The sequence below is a fragment of the Pseudomonas sp. BSw22131 genome (assembly GCF_026810445.1).
In the GTDB taxonomy this organism is placed as follows: domain Bacteria; phylum Pseudomonadota; class Gammaproteobacteria; order Pseudomonadales; family Pseudomonadaceae; genus Aquipseudomonas; species Aquipseudomonas huanghezhanensis.
Genome location: NZ_CP113949.1, coordinates 840,445 through 857,193 on the forward strand (window position 1 = coordinate 840,445; position 16,749 = coordinate 857,193).

13 protein-coding genes are annotated in these 16,749 nt (G+C 52.6%); all 13 read left to right on the forward strand.

The features are described 5' to 3' along the window. The first annotated feature begins 31 nt into the window (after positions 1-31). The 13 genes from OYW20_RS03695 to OYW20_RS03755 all read left to right on the forward strand — a co-directional run bounded on the left by OYW20_RS03695 (position 32) and on the right by OYW20_RS03755 (position 16,626). A complete protein-coding gene (locus OYW20_RS03695) occupies positions 32-1,294 on the forward strand; it encodes a glycosyltransferase family 4 protein (protein WP_268799386.1) in 1,263 nt (420 codons plus the stop codon). Positions 1,295-1,367: 73 nt separating this feature from the next. After that, complete coding sequence (locus tag OYW20_RS03700) at positions 1,368-2,174, forward strand: glycosyltransferase (RefSeq protein ID WP_268799387.1); 807 nt, start codon at positions 1,368-1,370, stop codon at positions 2,172-2,174. A gap of 113 nt (positions 2,175-2,287) precedes the next feature. Then, positions 2,288-3,412: an acyltransferase family protein gene (locus tag OYW20_RS03705; protein WP_268799388.1), complete on the forward strand. Its 1,125-nt coding sequence runs from the start codon at positions 2,288-2,290 to the stop codon at positions 3,410-3,412. Positions 3,413-3,542: 130 nt separating this feature from the next. Beyond that, entirely contained in the window at positions 3,543-4,811 is a 1,269-nt protein-coding gene (locus OYW20_RS03710) for a hypothetical protein (protein WP_268799389.1), read from the forward strand. A gap of 53 nt (positions 4,812-4,864) precedes the next feature. After that, on the forward strand, positions 4,865-5,986 hold the full coding sequence (locus OYW20_RS03715) for a glycosyltransferase family 4 protein (RefSeq protein WP_268799390.1): 1,122 nt from the start codon (positions 4,865-4,867) through the stop codon (positions 5,984-5,986). Further along, positions 5,940-6,683 carry a WecB/TagA/CpsF family glycosyltransferase gene (locus OYW20_RS03720; protein ID WP_268799391.1) on the forward strand — a complete coding sequence of 248 codons (744 nt, stop codon included), beginning with the start codon at positions 5,940-5,942 and terminating at the stop codon, positions 6,681-6,683. The genes OYW20_RS03715 and OYW20_RS03720 overlap by 47 nt, the downstream gene beginning before the upstream one ends. A gap of 55 nt (positions 6,684-6,738) precedes the next feature. Further along, positions 6,739-7,827: a GumK N-terminal domain-containing glycosyltransferase gene (locus OYW20_RS03725; protein WP_268799393.1), complete on the forward strand. Its 1,089-nt coding sequence runs from the start codon at positions 6,739-6,741 to the stop codon at positions 7,825-7,827. 84 nt (positions 7,828-7,911) lie between these two features. Next, on the forward strand, positions 7,912-9,369 hold the full coding sequence (locus tag OYW20_RS03730; RefSeq protein ID WP_268799394.1) for a lipopolysaccharide biosynthesis protein: 1,458 nt from the start codon (positions 7,912-7,914) through the stop codon (positions 9,367-9,369). A 98-nt stretch (positions 9,370-9,467) separates the two neighbouring features. Then, entirely contained in the window at positions 9,468-10,664 is a 1,197-nt protein-coding gene (locus OYW20_RS03735; protein WP_268799395.1) for a polysaccharide pyruvyl transferase family protein, read from the forward strand. A gap of 65 nt (positions 10,665-10,729) precedes the next feature. Beyond that, a complete protein-coding gene (locus OYW20_RS03740; RefSeq protein ID WP_268799396.1) occupies positions 10,730-11,539 on the forward strand; it encodes a glycosyltransferase in 810 nt (269 codons plus the stop codon). 171 nt (positions 11,540-11,710) lie between these two features. Continuing rightward, entirely contained in the window at positions 11,711-13,189 is a 1,479-nt protein-coding gene (locus OYW20_RS03745; protein WP_268799397.1) for an undecaprenyl-phosphate glucose phosphotransferase, read from the forward strand. A 284-nt stretch (positions 13,190-13,473) separates the two neighbouring features. Next, entirely contained in the window at positions 13,474-14,751 is a 1,278-nt protein-coding gene (locus OYW20_RS03750; RefSeq protein WP_268799398.1) for a DUF445 domain-containing protein, read from the forward strand. A 408-nt stretch (positions 14,752-15,159) separates the two neighbouring features. Beyond that, a complete protein-coding gene (locus tag OYW20_RS03755; RefSeq protein ID WP_268799399.1) occupies positions 15,160-16,626 on the forward strand; it encodes an undecaprenyl-phosphate glucose phosphotransferase in 1,467 nt (488 codons plus the stop codon). Positions 16,627-16,749 lie beyond the last annotated feature (123 nt).

Below are 16,749 nucleotides of genomic sequence, written 5' to 3' on the forward strand. Positions count from 1 at the left end.
ACTCACCCACCCTTGGGAATACAGGATGACAATGAGAAATCAACGCAACATATTGCTCTCGGCCATCGCGTGCTCGCCCTTTCTGGGGTCTGAAGATGGCGTTGGCTGGCATTGGGCCGTGGAGCTTGAAAACCTGGGGCACCGCGTCACGGTTATCACACGTACCCGATTCAAGGCAGACATTGAACGGCACATGCGGGCAAACCCGCAGATCAAGCTCGAGTTCGTTTACGTCGACTGGCTGCCCGGGATTGACTACACCGGGAGTCCTAGCCTGCCGTCCTACGCGTACATCTACGTCTGGCAGTGGCTGGCTTTCTTGCGCGCACGCCAGTTGCTCGCTTCACAGCGCTTCGATCTTGTGCACCACGTGACCTTTGCAGGCATCCGTTTACCGAGTTTTATGGGCGGCCTTGGCATCCCGTTCATTTTCGGTCCTGTCGGCGGCGGTGAGGAAACCCCACCTCGTTTGCTGGTCTCTTTTCCATTGGCGGCAAAGGCCAAAGAGTGGGCCAGGCGTATATCGAACCGGCTGGTCAAGTTCGATCCGCTGATGCGTTACACCATGGGGCGGGCGACGGTTATAGGTCTTACCACCAAAGACAGTTTGCCGGTAATCCCCGTCTCGTTGAGACACAAGACAGTGGTGTGCGCGACCATCGGTGTAGAGGCTCGCCTCACCCCGGATGTAACAGCGAAGGTTGAGGGAAGCGTCGTGTTGTACGCCGGCAGGTTCCTTTACTGGAAAGGCATGCAGCTGGGCATACGGGCGTTCGCCAAGGCAGTCAGCAATGACCCTTCATTGCGTCTGGTGATGGTAGGGGAGGGGCCGGCACTTGGCCAATGGCAGGCGCTGGCGAAAGAATGTGGCGTTGAGCAGTACATCACCTGGCACAGCTGGGTAGACAAAGAACAACTGGTAAACCTGTATCAAACTTCAAGTTTGTTCCTGTTTCCAAGCTTGCACGACTCAGGCGGTATGGTCGTACTCGAAGCTGCATCATGCGGATTGCCGGTGCTTTGCCTGGACATCGGCGGCCCTGGAGAGATGGTTGGCCCCGAGGTCGGGATCAAGGTTAATGCACAGAATGCCAGTGAGGCTGAAGTCGTGGCCCAACTCGCAGCAGCGCTTGAGTCATTGACTGCCGACAAGTCGCACTTGTTAGCATTGAGTGACACTGCCAGACACTGGGCCGGTCGCCAAAGCTGGAATGCCAAAGTCGCTGAATTTTATGACGCCTGCGAGCCATTCCTGCTGTCTAAGGAAGCCAACAATCCGGCGATAAAAACGTAGATCGCAGCGCCGCCCGCTCACGCGGCTGACAGGTGCTGCGAATCAGACCCACCTAACAAGCTCTGGAAATTGTATGAACTTGACGATTGTCACAGTGGTGTTCAACGACCTGGACGGGCTCAAAAAAACCCTGGCCAACGTCGAACCGCTCGTGGGCGACGACGTTGAATGCTGGGTTATTGATGGCAGCTCAAACACCGAAATCAGGGACTACATGTCGCACTACGCTAACAAGCGAGTGCAATGGATAAGTGAACCCGACCGTGGCGTCTACGATGCGATGAACAAGGGGGTTGATCGCGCCTTAGGCGATTACTTGATTTTCATGAATGCCGGAGACACGTTCTACCCGGGCTTCAGCCCGACAACAATGTTCTCGCGCGTCGAAGATCGTCGTTCTGTAGTGCTTGGGTATAGTGTCGAAGTCTACAACGATGATAGATACCTGAGCCCGGGCCTTGGTAATGAACGACGCGCCTTTGTTGCGCCTTCCCATCAAGCCACGTTTTACCCACGCGCTTTTTACGAGCATGAGCGCTATCGGTTGGACCTCCCCATAGTGGCGGACGGCGACTTCACTGGCCGCGCGATCAAGTCGTGCGGTGCGGTATTCGTACCGATGATCGTGTGTGAGTTCGAACTGGGCGGCGTATCTTCCAGCTACGGTTCATCCCGAGTGATCAAGCTGCGGATGCAGGAAGCAACTTCCATGAAAAAGGTAGTGCTGCTGGCCGCAAAAGTGTTGATGTGGAAGATATTGCCTCGGCGACATTTTTATCGGGTTCTTAGAAGTGGGCGCTACACAAAAATCAAACAACATCAGCCGCTTCAACTGAGTAATGCGTGTGCGCGAATAGCACCGACCCCGTTAGCGGGTTGACCGCTGATATATCCCAAATAAAAACCTACCCATGCAGTTGTAGGCTCTGGTCTATAGCAAAAAATCACAGCGATGAGCATCCGGAGCATGCCTCGCGTCGTCAAAGGTAGTACATGATTCATTATTCAGCAGTTAATCAATCAGAAGTACCCGGTGCGAAAGCGGCGAGAAAACCCAGGATAGCGATGGTTGATGTGGCCAAGGGGATCGGCATTCTGCTGATCGTTTTGGGCCACAATACAGTTTTCACCGATGCCTGCAAATTACTTGCAAGTGCTCTGGGTGCGTTCAGGATTCCCTTCTTTTTCTTTGTTTCAGGGGTTACGTTCACTCTCGGCGTCCGCACATTTGCAACGATTGCACTGCAGCGGGCAGATGCATGGCTCAAGCCATGTGCGGTGGTTCTCACGGGAATCGGCATGGCAAAAATAGCCGCGGGCGTTGCTACCGCCGAGGCCCTGATCCTGAGCCTGACCTACGCGGCCGGCTTTACTTTCGCATGGCCGCCGCTGTGGTTCCTGCCGCATTTGTGGTTGGTGTACATGTGCGCAACAGCGCTGTTGCTATACGGCAAAAAGTTATTTGCAACCCCTTTACGCAAGGTGCTTCTACTGGTGGCGATGGCAGGAATCGGTTACCAGCTGCTACAGGCGTTTGACAGCCCTAAAGAAAATCCGCAGTGCTCTAAAGAACTTGAATTTTCCCGGGATCTGTTTGATTGCGGACTGCCGTTCAATGCGGATTTGCTGTTCATTACATTGATGTTTTTTCTGTGCGGTAACTTCCTAGCGTCGGCCATTAAAAATTTCAGGCCCAACGCACTGGCCACAATAGCTACGCTCGTAGTTTTCCTCAGCCTGCGATATTTGTTCCCCATTCCTATGGATCTGAATGCGCGCATTTATGAAAACCTATTGGTTTCTCCTTTGCAGGCGTTTTCGGGCATCTACATAATGCTGAATATCTGCTTCTGGCTTTCACGATCGGTCAGTCTGGTTGCCGTTTTGACCTATTTCTCCCGTATCAGCCTGTTCATTTTGATATTTCACGCGCCTGTCCTGTACGCGATTCTCAAACTGATGCCTCGTTGGGTTCATACCCCCTGGATTGTAGGTGTCGCGGCATTTGTGATTCCCGTTGCGGTATCAGCGATAATGTATGCGGTGTGTTCGAACATCCGTTACATCAAGCCGTTCTTTTTCCCCGTGAAGACCAACAGAGCAAGCTTGCCGGGGTAAACTCCCGCCTCGATCCCACATCGTGCAGCCCGCGTCTGTAAACGTCGGCAGATGCACAGTGGCGATAGGGTATGGCTTAGACACAGCCACCGGGCCGATGGCCCAGTGGACTTATTTGGGAGGCTGATCAATGGAGTACTCCGTGCCACGACAGGCAACCTTTGATAGTGCCGCAATACTGAACCCGATCGCGGATATCGCAGACCGACGCGTGGTGGGGCTGACATTTTTTGCTGTTGCGTATAACGCAATACTGTCCTTCGTCAATGCACACGCTGCCGGTCTGAATTTCGGCGTTGTCGCTCTGACCGAAATCATGGTCATCGGCGCTGGCTTGTTTCTGATACTTCGGGGAGGGCTTTCCAAGGGCGACAAAAACGTTATTTATCTTGTTTGTCTGTTCGTAGTGCTTGGACTCTTGGTAAGCATGATCAATCAACGAGTATTCGTTGATGCGCTGCGTAACGCTTTGATCGTATCGATTTTCGTCTGTCTTGGCAGGCGCGCGTCACGAGAGACCATTATTGCAGCCTTTTTGTGCTGCAGTATTCTGGTACTGGCAGTCCTTATTCTTGAAGTGTCATCGGTGTCGAAATACGCAGCGCTGCTCAAACCCGCATCTTACTTCATCAATACACGTGGTATGGCGGAATTCAAATACAACGACACGGGCCTTTTCAACAACGCCCTCGGTTTCAAGGGCAGGTTTTCCTATGGGATTTTTGACGGCCCTAGAACATCATCTATATTCCTTGAACAAGTTTCGCTGGCAAACTATGCAGCCGTGACCGGTGTTTTTCTGGTATCGCTCTGGAAATTCATAGGGCAAAAGGCGCGTGTGATTCATGTCGGCGTGGTCCTGTTGATCATTGTTTCCAACAATACACGGATGACGTCAATCCTGACGTTGCTTTCGTTGGTGGGCTATTTTCTTTACCCCCGTGTACCCAAGTATTCCAACGCTTTTTTGGCCCCCATCATCATGGCCATTGCAGTGATGATATATCTGGCGTTTCCGCTCAACCACACAGACACTTTTGTAGGGCGAACATCGAAAACAGGTGATTTCCTTTTCAATATGTCGCTTGGCGAATATTTCGGGAATAATATTGGCGGCACATCCCGTCTTTTGGACAGTGGATACCCATATCTGATCTCGACAGCGACGGTTATCGGGTTTATCGCCTACTGGCTTTTCGTGTGCTTTATTGTTCCGCAGAACACACTTGAGCGCAGGAGATGTGCCAATGCGCTATCACTGTATATATTTATGAACTTGTTGGTTTCCGGTACAGCTATTTTTTCAATGAAGACTGGTGCGCCGCTTTGGTTACTGGTCGGCCTAATGTCGGGACCGTTGTTCAAGCCCTTGGCCAACGCGGTTAAACCGGCCGTTTAGTGGCCGGCGAATAGGAAATTCAAAACGTTTAATTCCAGTGATTAAGGCTTTCCATGAAAATTGTTCATATCGTGAGACAGTTTTATCCTAGTGTTGGTGGACTTGAGGACTACGTTCTCAATTTGGCGAAAGAGCAGAGATCAGCGGGTCACGAAGTTGTTGTCATGACATTGAATTCTGACTTCCAAACGGGGAAGCAGCTTGTCGAGCACGAAGAGCATCAGGGCATAAAGGTTTTACGGCTTCCCTGGAAAGGGTCAAAACGCTATCCCATTTGCAAGCCGGATCCTGCGCTGTTGAATCAGATGGACTTAGTGCATGTGCACGCGGTCGATTTTTTCATTGATTATATCTCGCTCTTGAAGCGCCTCGGACGAATCACCTCTCCGCTGATATTATGTACCCACGGTGGGTTTTTCCACACGAAGAAAAACCAGTGGATCAAAAAGCTGTTCTTCAACGTTATTACTAGATGGACGCTGGGTAGCGTAGATGCGGTCGTTTGTAACAGTTCGAACGACTACTCGGTGTTCGCGCCTATCTCTCGCCGTGCTCAATTAGTGAACAATGGGATACGGGTGAAAAAGTTTGGTCCGGGAACGCCAAGTGGATCGGCTCCCGCCAATGACCTTGTCTATCTGGGGCGGTTTAGCGAGAACAAGCGTTTGCCATGGCTGATCGAGCAATTTGCCAAGATCGAACATCCGCCAGGACACTTGAAGGTCATCGGTCGAAGCAAGACCGGCGACGCAGCTGAGTTAATTTCACTTGTGAAGCGACTTGGCTGTGAGGAAAAGGTAAAGCTTATCTTCGATGTCGAAGATGATGAAATTGCCAGTCATATTGTAAATTCGAAATTTACGGTGAGTGCCTCCGAATATGAAGGTTTCGGACTGGGTGTTGTGGAACTGATGTCATATGGCCTCGTTCCGTTTTTATCTGAAGAGCCACTTTCATTTAAGGATTTTGTTGATGATTCTGGGGTCGGCCGAATATTTAATATTACTTCGTCTAACTTCAAGGCAGAGTACGACTTGCTTGTAGGCGATTGGTCGCCTGCGGCAGCGGTTGGTGCAGCTTCGTATGCGAACCAATTCTCATGGATTACGGTGGCAGAGGAGATCTTCAATGTATACGAAACTACCCTTGAGAACAGCGTCAGAGCTTATCGATAGGCTCCATATCGTCGAAGACGAAAAGCGGGATATTTTTATTGATGAGTTACTTGAAACCAAGGAGCAAAAGATTCTTGGTTTTCTGAATCAATATGGATTCAATCTGGCCGCGGAAAAGGAATCCGTGCTGTCCAGTTTTGGCAACATTGATTATCTCCTACGTGATGGCATAGGGATTAAGCTGGCTTGCCGTTGGAACAAGCTTGAACCGGGTGCGAACCTGAACGGAACGGACTTTATTCCGGAGCTGATCAAAAAAGCTCAGGACAGCCCGATCGAAATCGATTATTTCGTATTTGGTACGCAGTCTCCATGGCTGGAAACCGGCGCTAGAAACCTGATGGAAGGGCAGGAATGCCATACGCTGCACGGCTTCTACTCCGAAGAAAAGTATCTTAACTGCCTGAAAAAAAGGGCGCGTAAGGGTGTACTTACCATCGTCGTCCTGGCAATGGGCATGCCCAAGCAGGAGCACCTTGCCAACATGCTGCGCAAATCTGTCAGCGGCCCGATTCTGGTCGTTTGCGGGGGCGCAATCATTGATTTTCAGGCGGAGCGCTTCGACCGAGCGCCGGCCTTAATGCGCCGTTTGAACCTTGAGTGGCTTTTCCGACTCATCAGTGAGCCCCAGCGATTGTTTCGGCGCTACATGCTTGGCATCCCGAAATTCTTGTACTACATGGTGGCAAACAAGTAAGTCATTGGTTCGGATTCGATTTTAATATGTCAAAAGTTTTACAGGAGTGTAGCCCATGAATGTCTTCTTTGTATCAGGGCATGATGCAAGCGCAGGTCGGAAAGTGGATTTCCACTTCTGGGCTGACTGTTTGGAAAAGCAGGGAATCCACGTAGATTTCATGACCGTTGGGCTGAGTTACGCCACGGGGATGAAGAAAAACAGCAGGCATTTCAGTCGTCCATTCAACACTTGGATTCCTATGTCTGATCTTGTCCAGAAGTACGTCTGGCGACCGGTCGTTCACCCCTTCAGTCTTGGCAACAAAAAGCTCGATAGCATCACAGCGCCTTTGTTTTCTATTTACTCAAGCCTCCTGCCTGAAGCGGTCAAGGTCAGGGTTCGTCAGGCAGATATTGTGGTGATAGAGAGTGGTGTGGGTTTGATGCTGGCCAAGTCGTTTGCAAAGCTGGCGCCCAATGCGAAGTTCATTTACAGCGTGAGCGATTTGCTCGAGACGCTGACGTTTCATCCGATGGTGCTGCAGGCTGAAAAAGCCGCGATCCCCCTCTTTAAATCGATCCGGGTGCCTGCTGCAGTCATGAAAGACAGCTTTCCGGCTGGCGCGCCGGTGGCGTATGTTCCGCCGGGCCTGGACACTGAGACCTTCGATGCCCCGGCAGACAATCCGTTTGTAACGTCCAGAAATGCTATCAGCGTGGGCGATATGTTGTTTAATCCTGTCGTGGTCGAAACCTTGGCCAGGCGCTTTCCGGACTGGACCTTTCATTTATTCGGCAAGAAATCTCACCTGACAAAGTCTTTCGATAATGTCGTCGAGCACGGCGAGCGTCCGTTCTCGGACCTGGTGCCCTACCTGAGGTTTTCGGACATCGGCATCGCACCCTATCGGGATGCTCCAAGCGTTGCCTACATCAGTCAGTCAAGTCTGAAAATGGTCCAGTACACTTACTGCCAGTTACCCATTGTGGCGCCGGATTTCGCAGCAGCTGGCCGCCCACACGTACTGTCGTTTCACCCCGACGCTGATGAAGACTCACTGGTTAGCGCCTTCGAGAAAGCGATCGCCTATGATCGAAATTCGATTGATCGCTCAAAGGTTTTGAATTGGGAAAGAGTGACTGAACAAATGTTTCTCTCCTGACTCGGTTCTACAGTGGGCGTGGCATTGGTTTGCCGCCGCACACTTATCCGATCAATACTTCTCAGCTCTAATTACCAGGTCCGTATGTCAGCTAATTTCACCGCCAATAAAATTGGCCGAGGCGCATTTTGGTCCATCATTAATCAATCAGTCGCGCAGATTCTCGCACTGCTTGTGTTTCTGGTTACTGCTCGGTTTGTGTCAAAAGAAGCATTCGGGATCATGGCTGTGTGCCTGCTTCTGGTCGAAGCCTTCCGCCAGATCGGGATTGAGAGCGTCGCTGCTTCAATTGTTTCCCGTCGCGATATCGGCGACGAAACGTTCAATGCGGCCTTTGTACTCATGCTGACCAGTGGCGCGGCAGGAGCGCTGATTCTGTTTTTACTGGCGGAGCCTATCGCGGCGCTTTTGGGTAACAAGGAGATAGCATCGTCACTGCAGTGGACCAGCATCCTGCTGTTTACCACCGGGTTGTCTAAAACCCATGAAGCCTGGCTCACAAAGCAGTTGATGTTCAAGGTGCTCGCCATCCGCTCCCTTTTAGCCATTTCAATTGGCGGCGCGATAGGCATCTGGATGGCGATTCAAGGTTATGGGCTGCTGAGTCTGATCGCTCAACAGTTGGTGACTTCGCTTGTAGGCACCGCGACGCTCTGGATGACTACTCGATGGAAGCCGAGCATCAAGACAACCTGGAAAGATGTATCGTCAGTACTTAGTCATTCGCGCCATGTATCCCTGTCAGCCGCTGCGTCTTTCGTGAGCATGCAGAGTGATGTGTTTTTTGCGTCCTATTATCTTGGCGCTGCCGAGACCGGTGTGTTCAATGCAGCCAAACGCATCAGTGTCGCCATGTGGCTGATGATTTCCAGTTCACTGAATTCGGTCGCGTTGCCCATCCAGGCAGCACTTCGCGATGATGCAAAGCGCTCCAGCGATGCTTATTTGAAATGCGTTTACTTGAGCATTTGCATCACCGGGCCACTCTACGTAGGAATCGCCGCTCTCTCACCGGACGTTGTATTTGTGCTGTTGGGATCAAAGTGGGCGGATGTTGCTCCGGTTTTGGCATTTCTATCGCTTAGCGCTTTTGTTACTGCTCTGTCTCAATACAACTCGAATATCCTTATGGTGTTCAGCAAAGCTCACTGGCAAACCACCATCACTCTGATCAGCGGCGCAGGCAATTTCATATTGTTTTTCATACTGGCGCGTCACGGGCTCTTGGCGCTTACAAGCGGCTTCCTGATCAAGACCATTGTGTTTTCGCCGCTGTCTATCCTGCCGACCCTTCGCTTACTGGGAATTGGTTGGGTGACCTATCTGAAGCGAATACTGGCGCCGCTTATCTCCTCATTGATCATGGGGGCGTGTATTTATTTTCTTGCTTTGGAGATGTCGCAGTTTTCTCCAGGGCTGCGGCTGTTGCTTCTCATACCAGCAGGAGTGGTGATTTATCTTGCCGTTATGCTGGCCACCAACAGGCACGCTGTGCTGGACGTGTTTAGCCTGTTCAAGCAGACGCTGCGCAGAGACAAGTAACGCCATATCTTGAAACGCGGCCAAGGTTGGGCGCTTTTATCTAAATTCAGAGCATCATCGATGGCCCGCACAACCGGCCGTCATGTAGGGAATTTTTAATGAATGTTTTGATCTTCAACGATAAATACAGCACCAACGTCGGTGACGGACTTCTGTCCGATTGCCTTGAGCACGAGCTCAGAAAATGCTTGCCGGATTCGCGGGTCAGCTCCATCGACATCGATGGCAAGTCCAACTTTCCCATTGCTGAATCTGCCGGAACAGCGCAGCTGAAAGGTACATTAAAAAAAGTGCTTCCGGATTGGCTGATGTCCCGGATTGCGGACATTAAGAACATAAAAAGGACACACCGTCGGCTTTCTGCCGAAATCAGTGCTGCGCCTCCAGCAAAGGTCACACGTTTTGTTGTGGGCGGTGGACAGTTGGTAACGGCAACATCCTCGTATTTCCCCGCACGGCTTTATTCAATTATGCGTCTGGCTCAGGACCAGAATGTCCAGGTGTCCTTTTATGCGGTCGGTGTTTCCAGTGAAAAAACCTGGCTTGCCCATTCAGGCCGTCTGTTACGCAAAGCGTTGACCGGGCAACCGCAAATCCGATTTGTTTCTGTCAGGGACAAGCTGTCAGCCGATCACTGGACCTCTTATGTTGATGCCGGCGTCCAGCCGCAGATTTGTCGAGACCCAGGCCTTCTGGCTTCAGCGGTTTATCCGGAGCGACTTGCGCTGCCTTTGGCCGAACGCCAACTGACAGGTCGTGTCGGTGTTGGTGTAATCGACTCAAAAATGGTAAACGCGATCATTCGGGCAGAGGATGTAGCAGAGGACGCCATGATTACGTTCTTCTGTGACTTGTCTTCGGGCCTTATTGCCAAGGGTTTTACGCCGGTGTTGTTTACCAATGGTGATGTCGAGGATGAAGAGGTGCTAGCCAAAGTCGTTGCCCGGGTACCCGGTTGCGCAATTGCACCGCGGCCTTTGAACGGTGGCGAGTTGTACCGCGTTATTTCAAGCTTTGATGGGCTGATTGCGCATCGAATGCATGCCAACATCACCGCCTACTCGCTGAAAATCCCCCACGTCGGTCTGGGATGGGACGTCAAGCTCAAGAGCTTTTATAAGTCCGTTAACCGCGACGAGTTTTTTGTTGAAACCAGCCGCTCTTCGCCTGACGAGGTTGTCGAAACCTTTATTGCTGCCATGGCGCGCGGTATCGACGCCGATACCCACGCTCAGGTCCTGGGTGAAGCCCGCGCCGGTGTGCAACTGCTTGCGCAGGCATTGAAGGCGGGATAACCAATTCATATTTCCTGTAATCGCTCATTCATTGCCCCCCGTTCACGTTCAAGAGAGGCATTAAAGTGGTTGTCAAACTGACTTTTGTTATCCCGGTAAGGCACCCCGCCAATTCCAAGGATTGGGAACAGAATAAAAGAAATATTTCTGAAACCGTCAAATCGATTGTCGCGCAGCACGGGGATGACTGGGCTGCAGTCATCGTTGCGAATGAGGGGGCCGACTTGCCCCCTTTGCCTGCGCGCATACAAGTAAAGCGAGTCGATTTTGCCCCCAATCCTCTTCATGAAAAGAGTGATGCGGGCATGGCGGCGTTTTACGATGCCGTGCGCCTTGATAAGGGGCGTCGGGTGTTGGCCGGGATGCTCCATGTCGCGCCAACCGACTATTTCATGATCGTGGACGACGACGATTTTCTCAGTAACAAACTCGTTGATTTTGTATCGACTCAGCCTCTTGCTAATGGCTGGTACATCAACAACGGGTTTGTGTGGTCTGAAGGGACTCGGTGGGTTTACCTCCATCCGGAATTCAACGAGTACTGCGGGACGTCCTATATCGTACGGGCCGATCTGATGAACCTGCCTGCAAGCTTCGACGGCGCAACGGACGAATACGTTAAACAATTGCTGGGCAGCCATAAATTCATCAAACCCCTGATGGCAGAAAATGGTACACCGCTTTCCCCATTGCCATTTCCTGGCGCCGTGTACCGGGTAGGTCATGCTGGCGCTCATAGCAAATCAAATTCCGTGGTCCGGACGTTTTTGCTCAATAAAACCAATGTGCGTTCGCCTGCACAGCTTCTCGCTTCAGCTAGAAAGTTTCGATGGGTAAACGCATCGATGAACAGCGAGTTCACGCTGCCCTTGTAGGTATCGCGCAATTTCATATTTGATAAATTTTTAGCGGGCCGCTTTTTTTCGCCCACTTTTTTTATTTCTGCTTACTGTGTTCATTGTGATCTATGTGCGCTTATCCAGGCGCGGTGCGGTTCATAGCCAATGAAGATTCAGATTCCTAACCTCTGTCTTTAAGGTGAAGCCATGGATACCGATATTCGACAACCTTTGGATGAGCTAGCCGCATTCCAGCGTACGCCAACAGTTCTGCAAAACTACGCGAACTACATCCTCTATTTCGCCGACATCCTGGCGATGATGCTCACGTCGCTGGTCGTTTATTTCGGTGCGCAGTACTACGTCGATGATGGCCCTGCAGCTTACTTCCGCTACGGGATGGCCGTGGTAATCGCGGTGGTCACATTCAGTATTTTCGGCTTCTCGAGCGGTCAGTACGAATGGCAGCGCTTCAAGCAACAAGTGCGAGCACCCTTCATTACGTTCGGGGGGATGGTTTTTGCATTCGGCGCGCTGCTGTTGATCGGTTTTATGTTCAAAATTACCGAAAGCTTTTCTCGTCTGTGGATTACCAGTTGGTTTGCAGGCTTTTCCCTTTATATCCTCATCAGCCGACTGATGCTGGTCTGGTATTTTTCAAGACCTTCGCAAGCTACGCGGGGTAGCATCTTTCGACGCAGGGCGCTGATTCTGGGTGCGGGGGAAGTGGGTCAGCAGGTCGTCGAACACATGCGTCGTTTCAACGATCAGAACATCGATCTGGTTGGGTGTCTGGACGACCGCGGTACCCGACTGCCTCCAAGTGACAACGGTGTGCCTCTACTGGGAAATACTGACCTTGCAGACGAGATGGTGCGCCAACACGGTATTGATTTGATAATTGTCGCGATGCCGTGGCAAGCCAGCGCCCGTATTGAAATGTTTGTGCGCAAGTTTTCTTCCTGGAGTGTCGACGTCTATCTGGCCCCTGATAAGTTGGGCTTTCTATACGCGGATCGCCCGGTATTAAGGGTGGGAGGTGCGTACTTTCTAAGTCTGCAAGCGCGTCCGATCAGCGAGTGGAATGCCGTGGTCAAACGAGTCAAGGACGTTGTAGTGTCATTGGCAGCCATTGCTATATTTTCTCCTGTACTTGCCTTGGTCGCACTGGCGATCAAGCTTGAGTCCAAAGGTCCTGTCCTGTTTATCCAGGAGCGTTTTGGCTTCAACAACGAGACCATCAGGGTCTTCAAGTTTCGCTCGATGTTTACTGATCGCGGGGATCAAAGAGGCGCCCAGCAAACGGTAGCCGGCGACCCTCGCGTTACCCGGGTGGGTCGCTTCATTCGCAAGACCAGCATTGATGAGTTACCACAGCTGTTCAACGTGCTGTTGGGCAACATGTCTTTGGTGGGGCCGCGTCCTCACGCTACCGGCATGCACTCTGGCGGAGAGTTACTGCATGACCTGCTGAGCGACTATGCCAGTCGTCACCGCGTTAAACCTGGTGTAACTGGCTGGGCGCAATGCAACGGGTGGCGAGGGGAAACTGACACTCAGGAAAAACTTGATAAGCGGATCGAGCACGACTTGTTCTATATCGAGAACTGGAGTGTTTCGCTCGACATCATCATTATCATCAAGACGGCATTGATGCTGGTTAGAAGAGATAAGAACGCTTATTGATGCACATGCAATTCAGATATATGGAAGTACAGAGCTGGTTGTTCGTACGTTGAAGTGATCTGTGTTTGTCCACTTAAAACTTGCTCTTAAAACCCCGCACCTGAGAACAGATGCGGGGTTTTTTTTGGCTATCGTTTACTCAGGCACGATGGTTTGGAGTATTGATAGCGGCCTGTTTGAGCGTTGCGCCTGCGCCGAAGCAATTACTTGGCCGTTAAGCTGTCCACTCATGTGACTGACTTTTCCTTCTGACGCTGCAGTCAGCATCACTCCAGGATTTCCCGATGCTCAAACGCGCCACCGCACTCACAAAAATGAAGGGCGTTGCCTCCGGCCTGCTGTTGCTGGCCGCGCTGCTCTACGTAGTTGCCTTAGTGCTTACACCTGGCCACCCGACCTTTGGCGGGTATTTGAAAGCCTTCTCGGAGGCCGCGATGGTGGGCGCGATAGCCGACTGGTTCGCGGTTACCGCACTGTTCCGTCATCCCTTGGGTCTGCCCATCCCGCACACGGCGATCATCCCGCGCAACAAGGCGCGTATTGGTGCCAATCTTGGGGATTTCATTTGCACGCACTTCCTTTCCCGTGAGCAAGTCCTGCACAAGGTCCAAGAGTTTGATGCGGCCAAGCGCTTGGCCGAGTGGCTCTCCAAAGAAGAAAACGCGATCGCTTTGTCTGGGCTCGCCATCAAGCTGGCCAGTCACGGCGTCGGTGCGCTGCGTGATGAGCGAGTGCGCCACTTTGTGCGGGGCACGGCGCTGGCGCGGCTGGAGCATATTGATCTGGCGCGGATCAGCGGACAACTGTTGGAGGTCCTGACGGACGACGGTCGAGCGCAGGAAGTGCTCGATGAACTGCTTGCACATTTTGACGTGTGGATGCAGGGCGAGGCGACTCAGCAGCGTATCAGCGAGGTGATTTCCAGCGAACTGGATGTGCTGCGTTTCAGCTTTTTCGGCAAAGAGTTGCCGTTGCACAACCTGGCCGGTAACTGGTCTTCGAAAAAGCTGGTGAAGCGTCTTTCCGAGGTCATCACGGAGGTTAACCAGGACGCCGATCACCCACTGCGCAAGCACTTCGATGAGCAGTTGGTGAGCCTGGTGCACAAGCTCAAAGAAGAGCCTGCATTCCGATTGCGCGCCGATCAGTTGCGTTCGCAACTGATGCAGCATCCGGCGCTGCTCGGCTATCTCAGCGGGCTGGTCGATGATGTGGTGAATTGGTTCGAAGACGACATCAGGCAGGAAAACTCCGAGCTGCGCGCGCATATGAGCAAAGGCACTCGCAAGCTAGGTGAAGCCCTGAGCGAAGACCTGTCGATGCAGGCATGGATCAACGACCAGATCCTGGCGTTGGCCGGCCCGCTCGTGGAACGTTATCGCTCAGAGATCGGACGTTACATCGCCGAGCGGATTGAGGCCTGGAACGACCAGGAGCTAGTCGAGCAGCTTGAGTCTCAGGTGGGCAAGGACCTGCAATTCATCCGCATCAACGGCACGCTGGTAGGCGGCCTGGTGGGGGTGTTGATCCATTTGGCGACTGAATTCGCAACCCGCCTGTAAGGAGTGTTCAGAACCCGAGCAGCCTCACTGCGCAATCGCCATCCTCACCGGTCACTCAACGGCTTTGCCCCGGACGCGCTGAGATAGTAAAAGGGCTTGTCCTTGCCGATCTCACGGGGCGCCTGGCAATAGCGCAAGACCAGGCGTTCATGGCTGCGAAGGACCGTTACATCGAGGCAGATGGATGCCGGGGCGTTTGTAAAGACGCCAGGCAGCCTTAGCGTTTCATTATAAATATTGTGGCCAATCGCTGACGGAAGGCCGCCATCAAATTATCGCGAAGATGACTTTTTCAGCTTGTGAAATCGGTGCTCGCATGCGCTTTAGCCGAGATTGAATAACTCGCGCGCGACCATCGCGCAATCAGATACTTAACCTTACAGGTCCGGTGTACATATGGAAAATCGCATGCATCAGCCCAGCGAGGGCACGTTAAATACGTTCCCTCGCCTGACACTTCTTCAAAGCTACGCTAACTACATTCTGTATTTCACCGATGTTCTGGCGATGGCGCTGACATCGCTCATCGTGTATTTCGGCGCGCAGTATTATGTGGGCGATGGTGCTTTTGCCTACATGCGTTACGGCATGGCGGTGATCATTGCAGTGGTTGCTTTCAGCGTGTTCGGATTTTCCAGCGGTCAGTACGAATGGCAGCGCTTCAAGCATCAGGTGCGCGCTCCGTTCATCACCTTTGGCGGGCTTGTTTTTGCCTTCGGTGCCTTGCTGCTGGTGGGTTTCATTTTCAAGATTACCGAGAGCTTTTCCCGACTCTGGATCACGGGCTGGTTCGGCGGTTTCTCGCTTTACATCCTCCTCAGCCGTTTGATGCTGGTGTGGTATTTCTCGCGGCCGTCACAAGCCACGCGCGGCAGCATTTTTCGGCGTCGCGCACTGATTCTGGGTGCCGGCGAGGTGGGCCAGCAGGTCGTTGATCACATGCGCCGCTTCAATGATCAGAATATCGATGTGGTGGGCTATCTGGACGACCGTGGGACACGTCTGCCGCCAAGCCAGAACGGCGTGCCGTTGCTGGGTAAAACTGATCTGGCTGACGAGATGGTGCGCAAGCACGGCATCGATCTGGTGATTGTTGCGATGCCTTGGCAGGCCAACGACCGTATTGAAACGCTGGTGCGGCAGTTCTCTTCCTGGAGCGTGGACGTTTACCTGGCACCGGACAAGCTGGGCTTCCTGTACGCGGACCGCCCGGTGTTGCGTGTCGGCGGCGCGTACTTCCTCAGCCTTCAGGCTCGCCCGATCAGCGAATGGAATGCCGTGCTCAAGCGCGTCAAGGATGTGGTGCTGTCGTTGACTGCCATCATCATCTTCTCGCCGCTACTGGCCTTGGTGGCGCTGGCCATCAAGCTGGAATCCAAAGGCCCGGTGTTGTTCGTTCAGGAGCGTTTCGGCTTCAACAACGAGACCATCCGCGTCTTCAAGTTTCGCTCGATGTTCACCGATCGTGGCGACCAGCGCGGCGCTCAGCAAACCGTGCAGGGCGATCCCAGGGTTACGGGTGTGGGGCGCTTCATTCGCAAGACCAGCATTGATGAGCTGCCACAACTGTTCAACGTATTGATGGGCAGCATGTCGCTGGTAGGCCCGCGTCCACACGCCACCGGCATGCACTCTGGCGGCGAACTGCTGCACGACCTGCTCGCCGACTACGCCAGCCGCCACCGCGTCAAACCCGGCGTGACCGGCTGGGCCCAGTGCAACGGCTGGCGCGGCGAAACCGACACCCAGGAAAAACTCGACAAGCGTATCGAGCACGACCTGTTCTACATCGAAAACTGGAGCATCTCGCTCGACATCGTAATCCTCATCAAGACAGCGCTGATGCTGGTGAAGCGGGACCGGAATGCTTATTGAGTGATGTGTTTGCGGTGAAGTCCGATGGGGGAGAGTGCTGCTTGAGGGTAGCTCCGCCTTATCAGTTTTTTTGAAGTGAATGAACCGGCTAATTGGCCGGTTTTTTTTGGTCTTGATTATCTG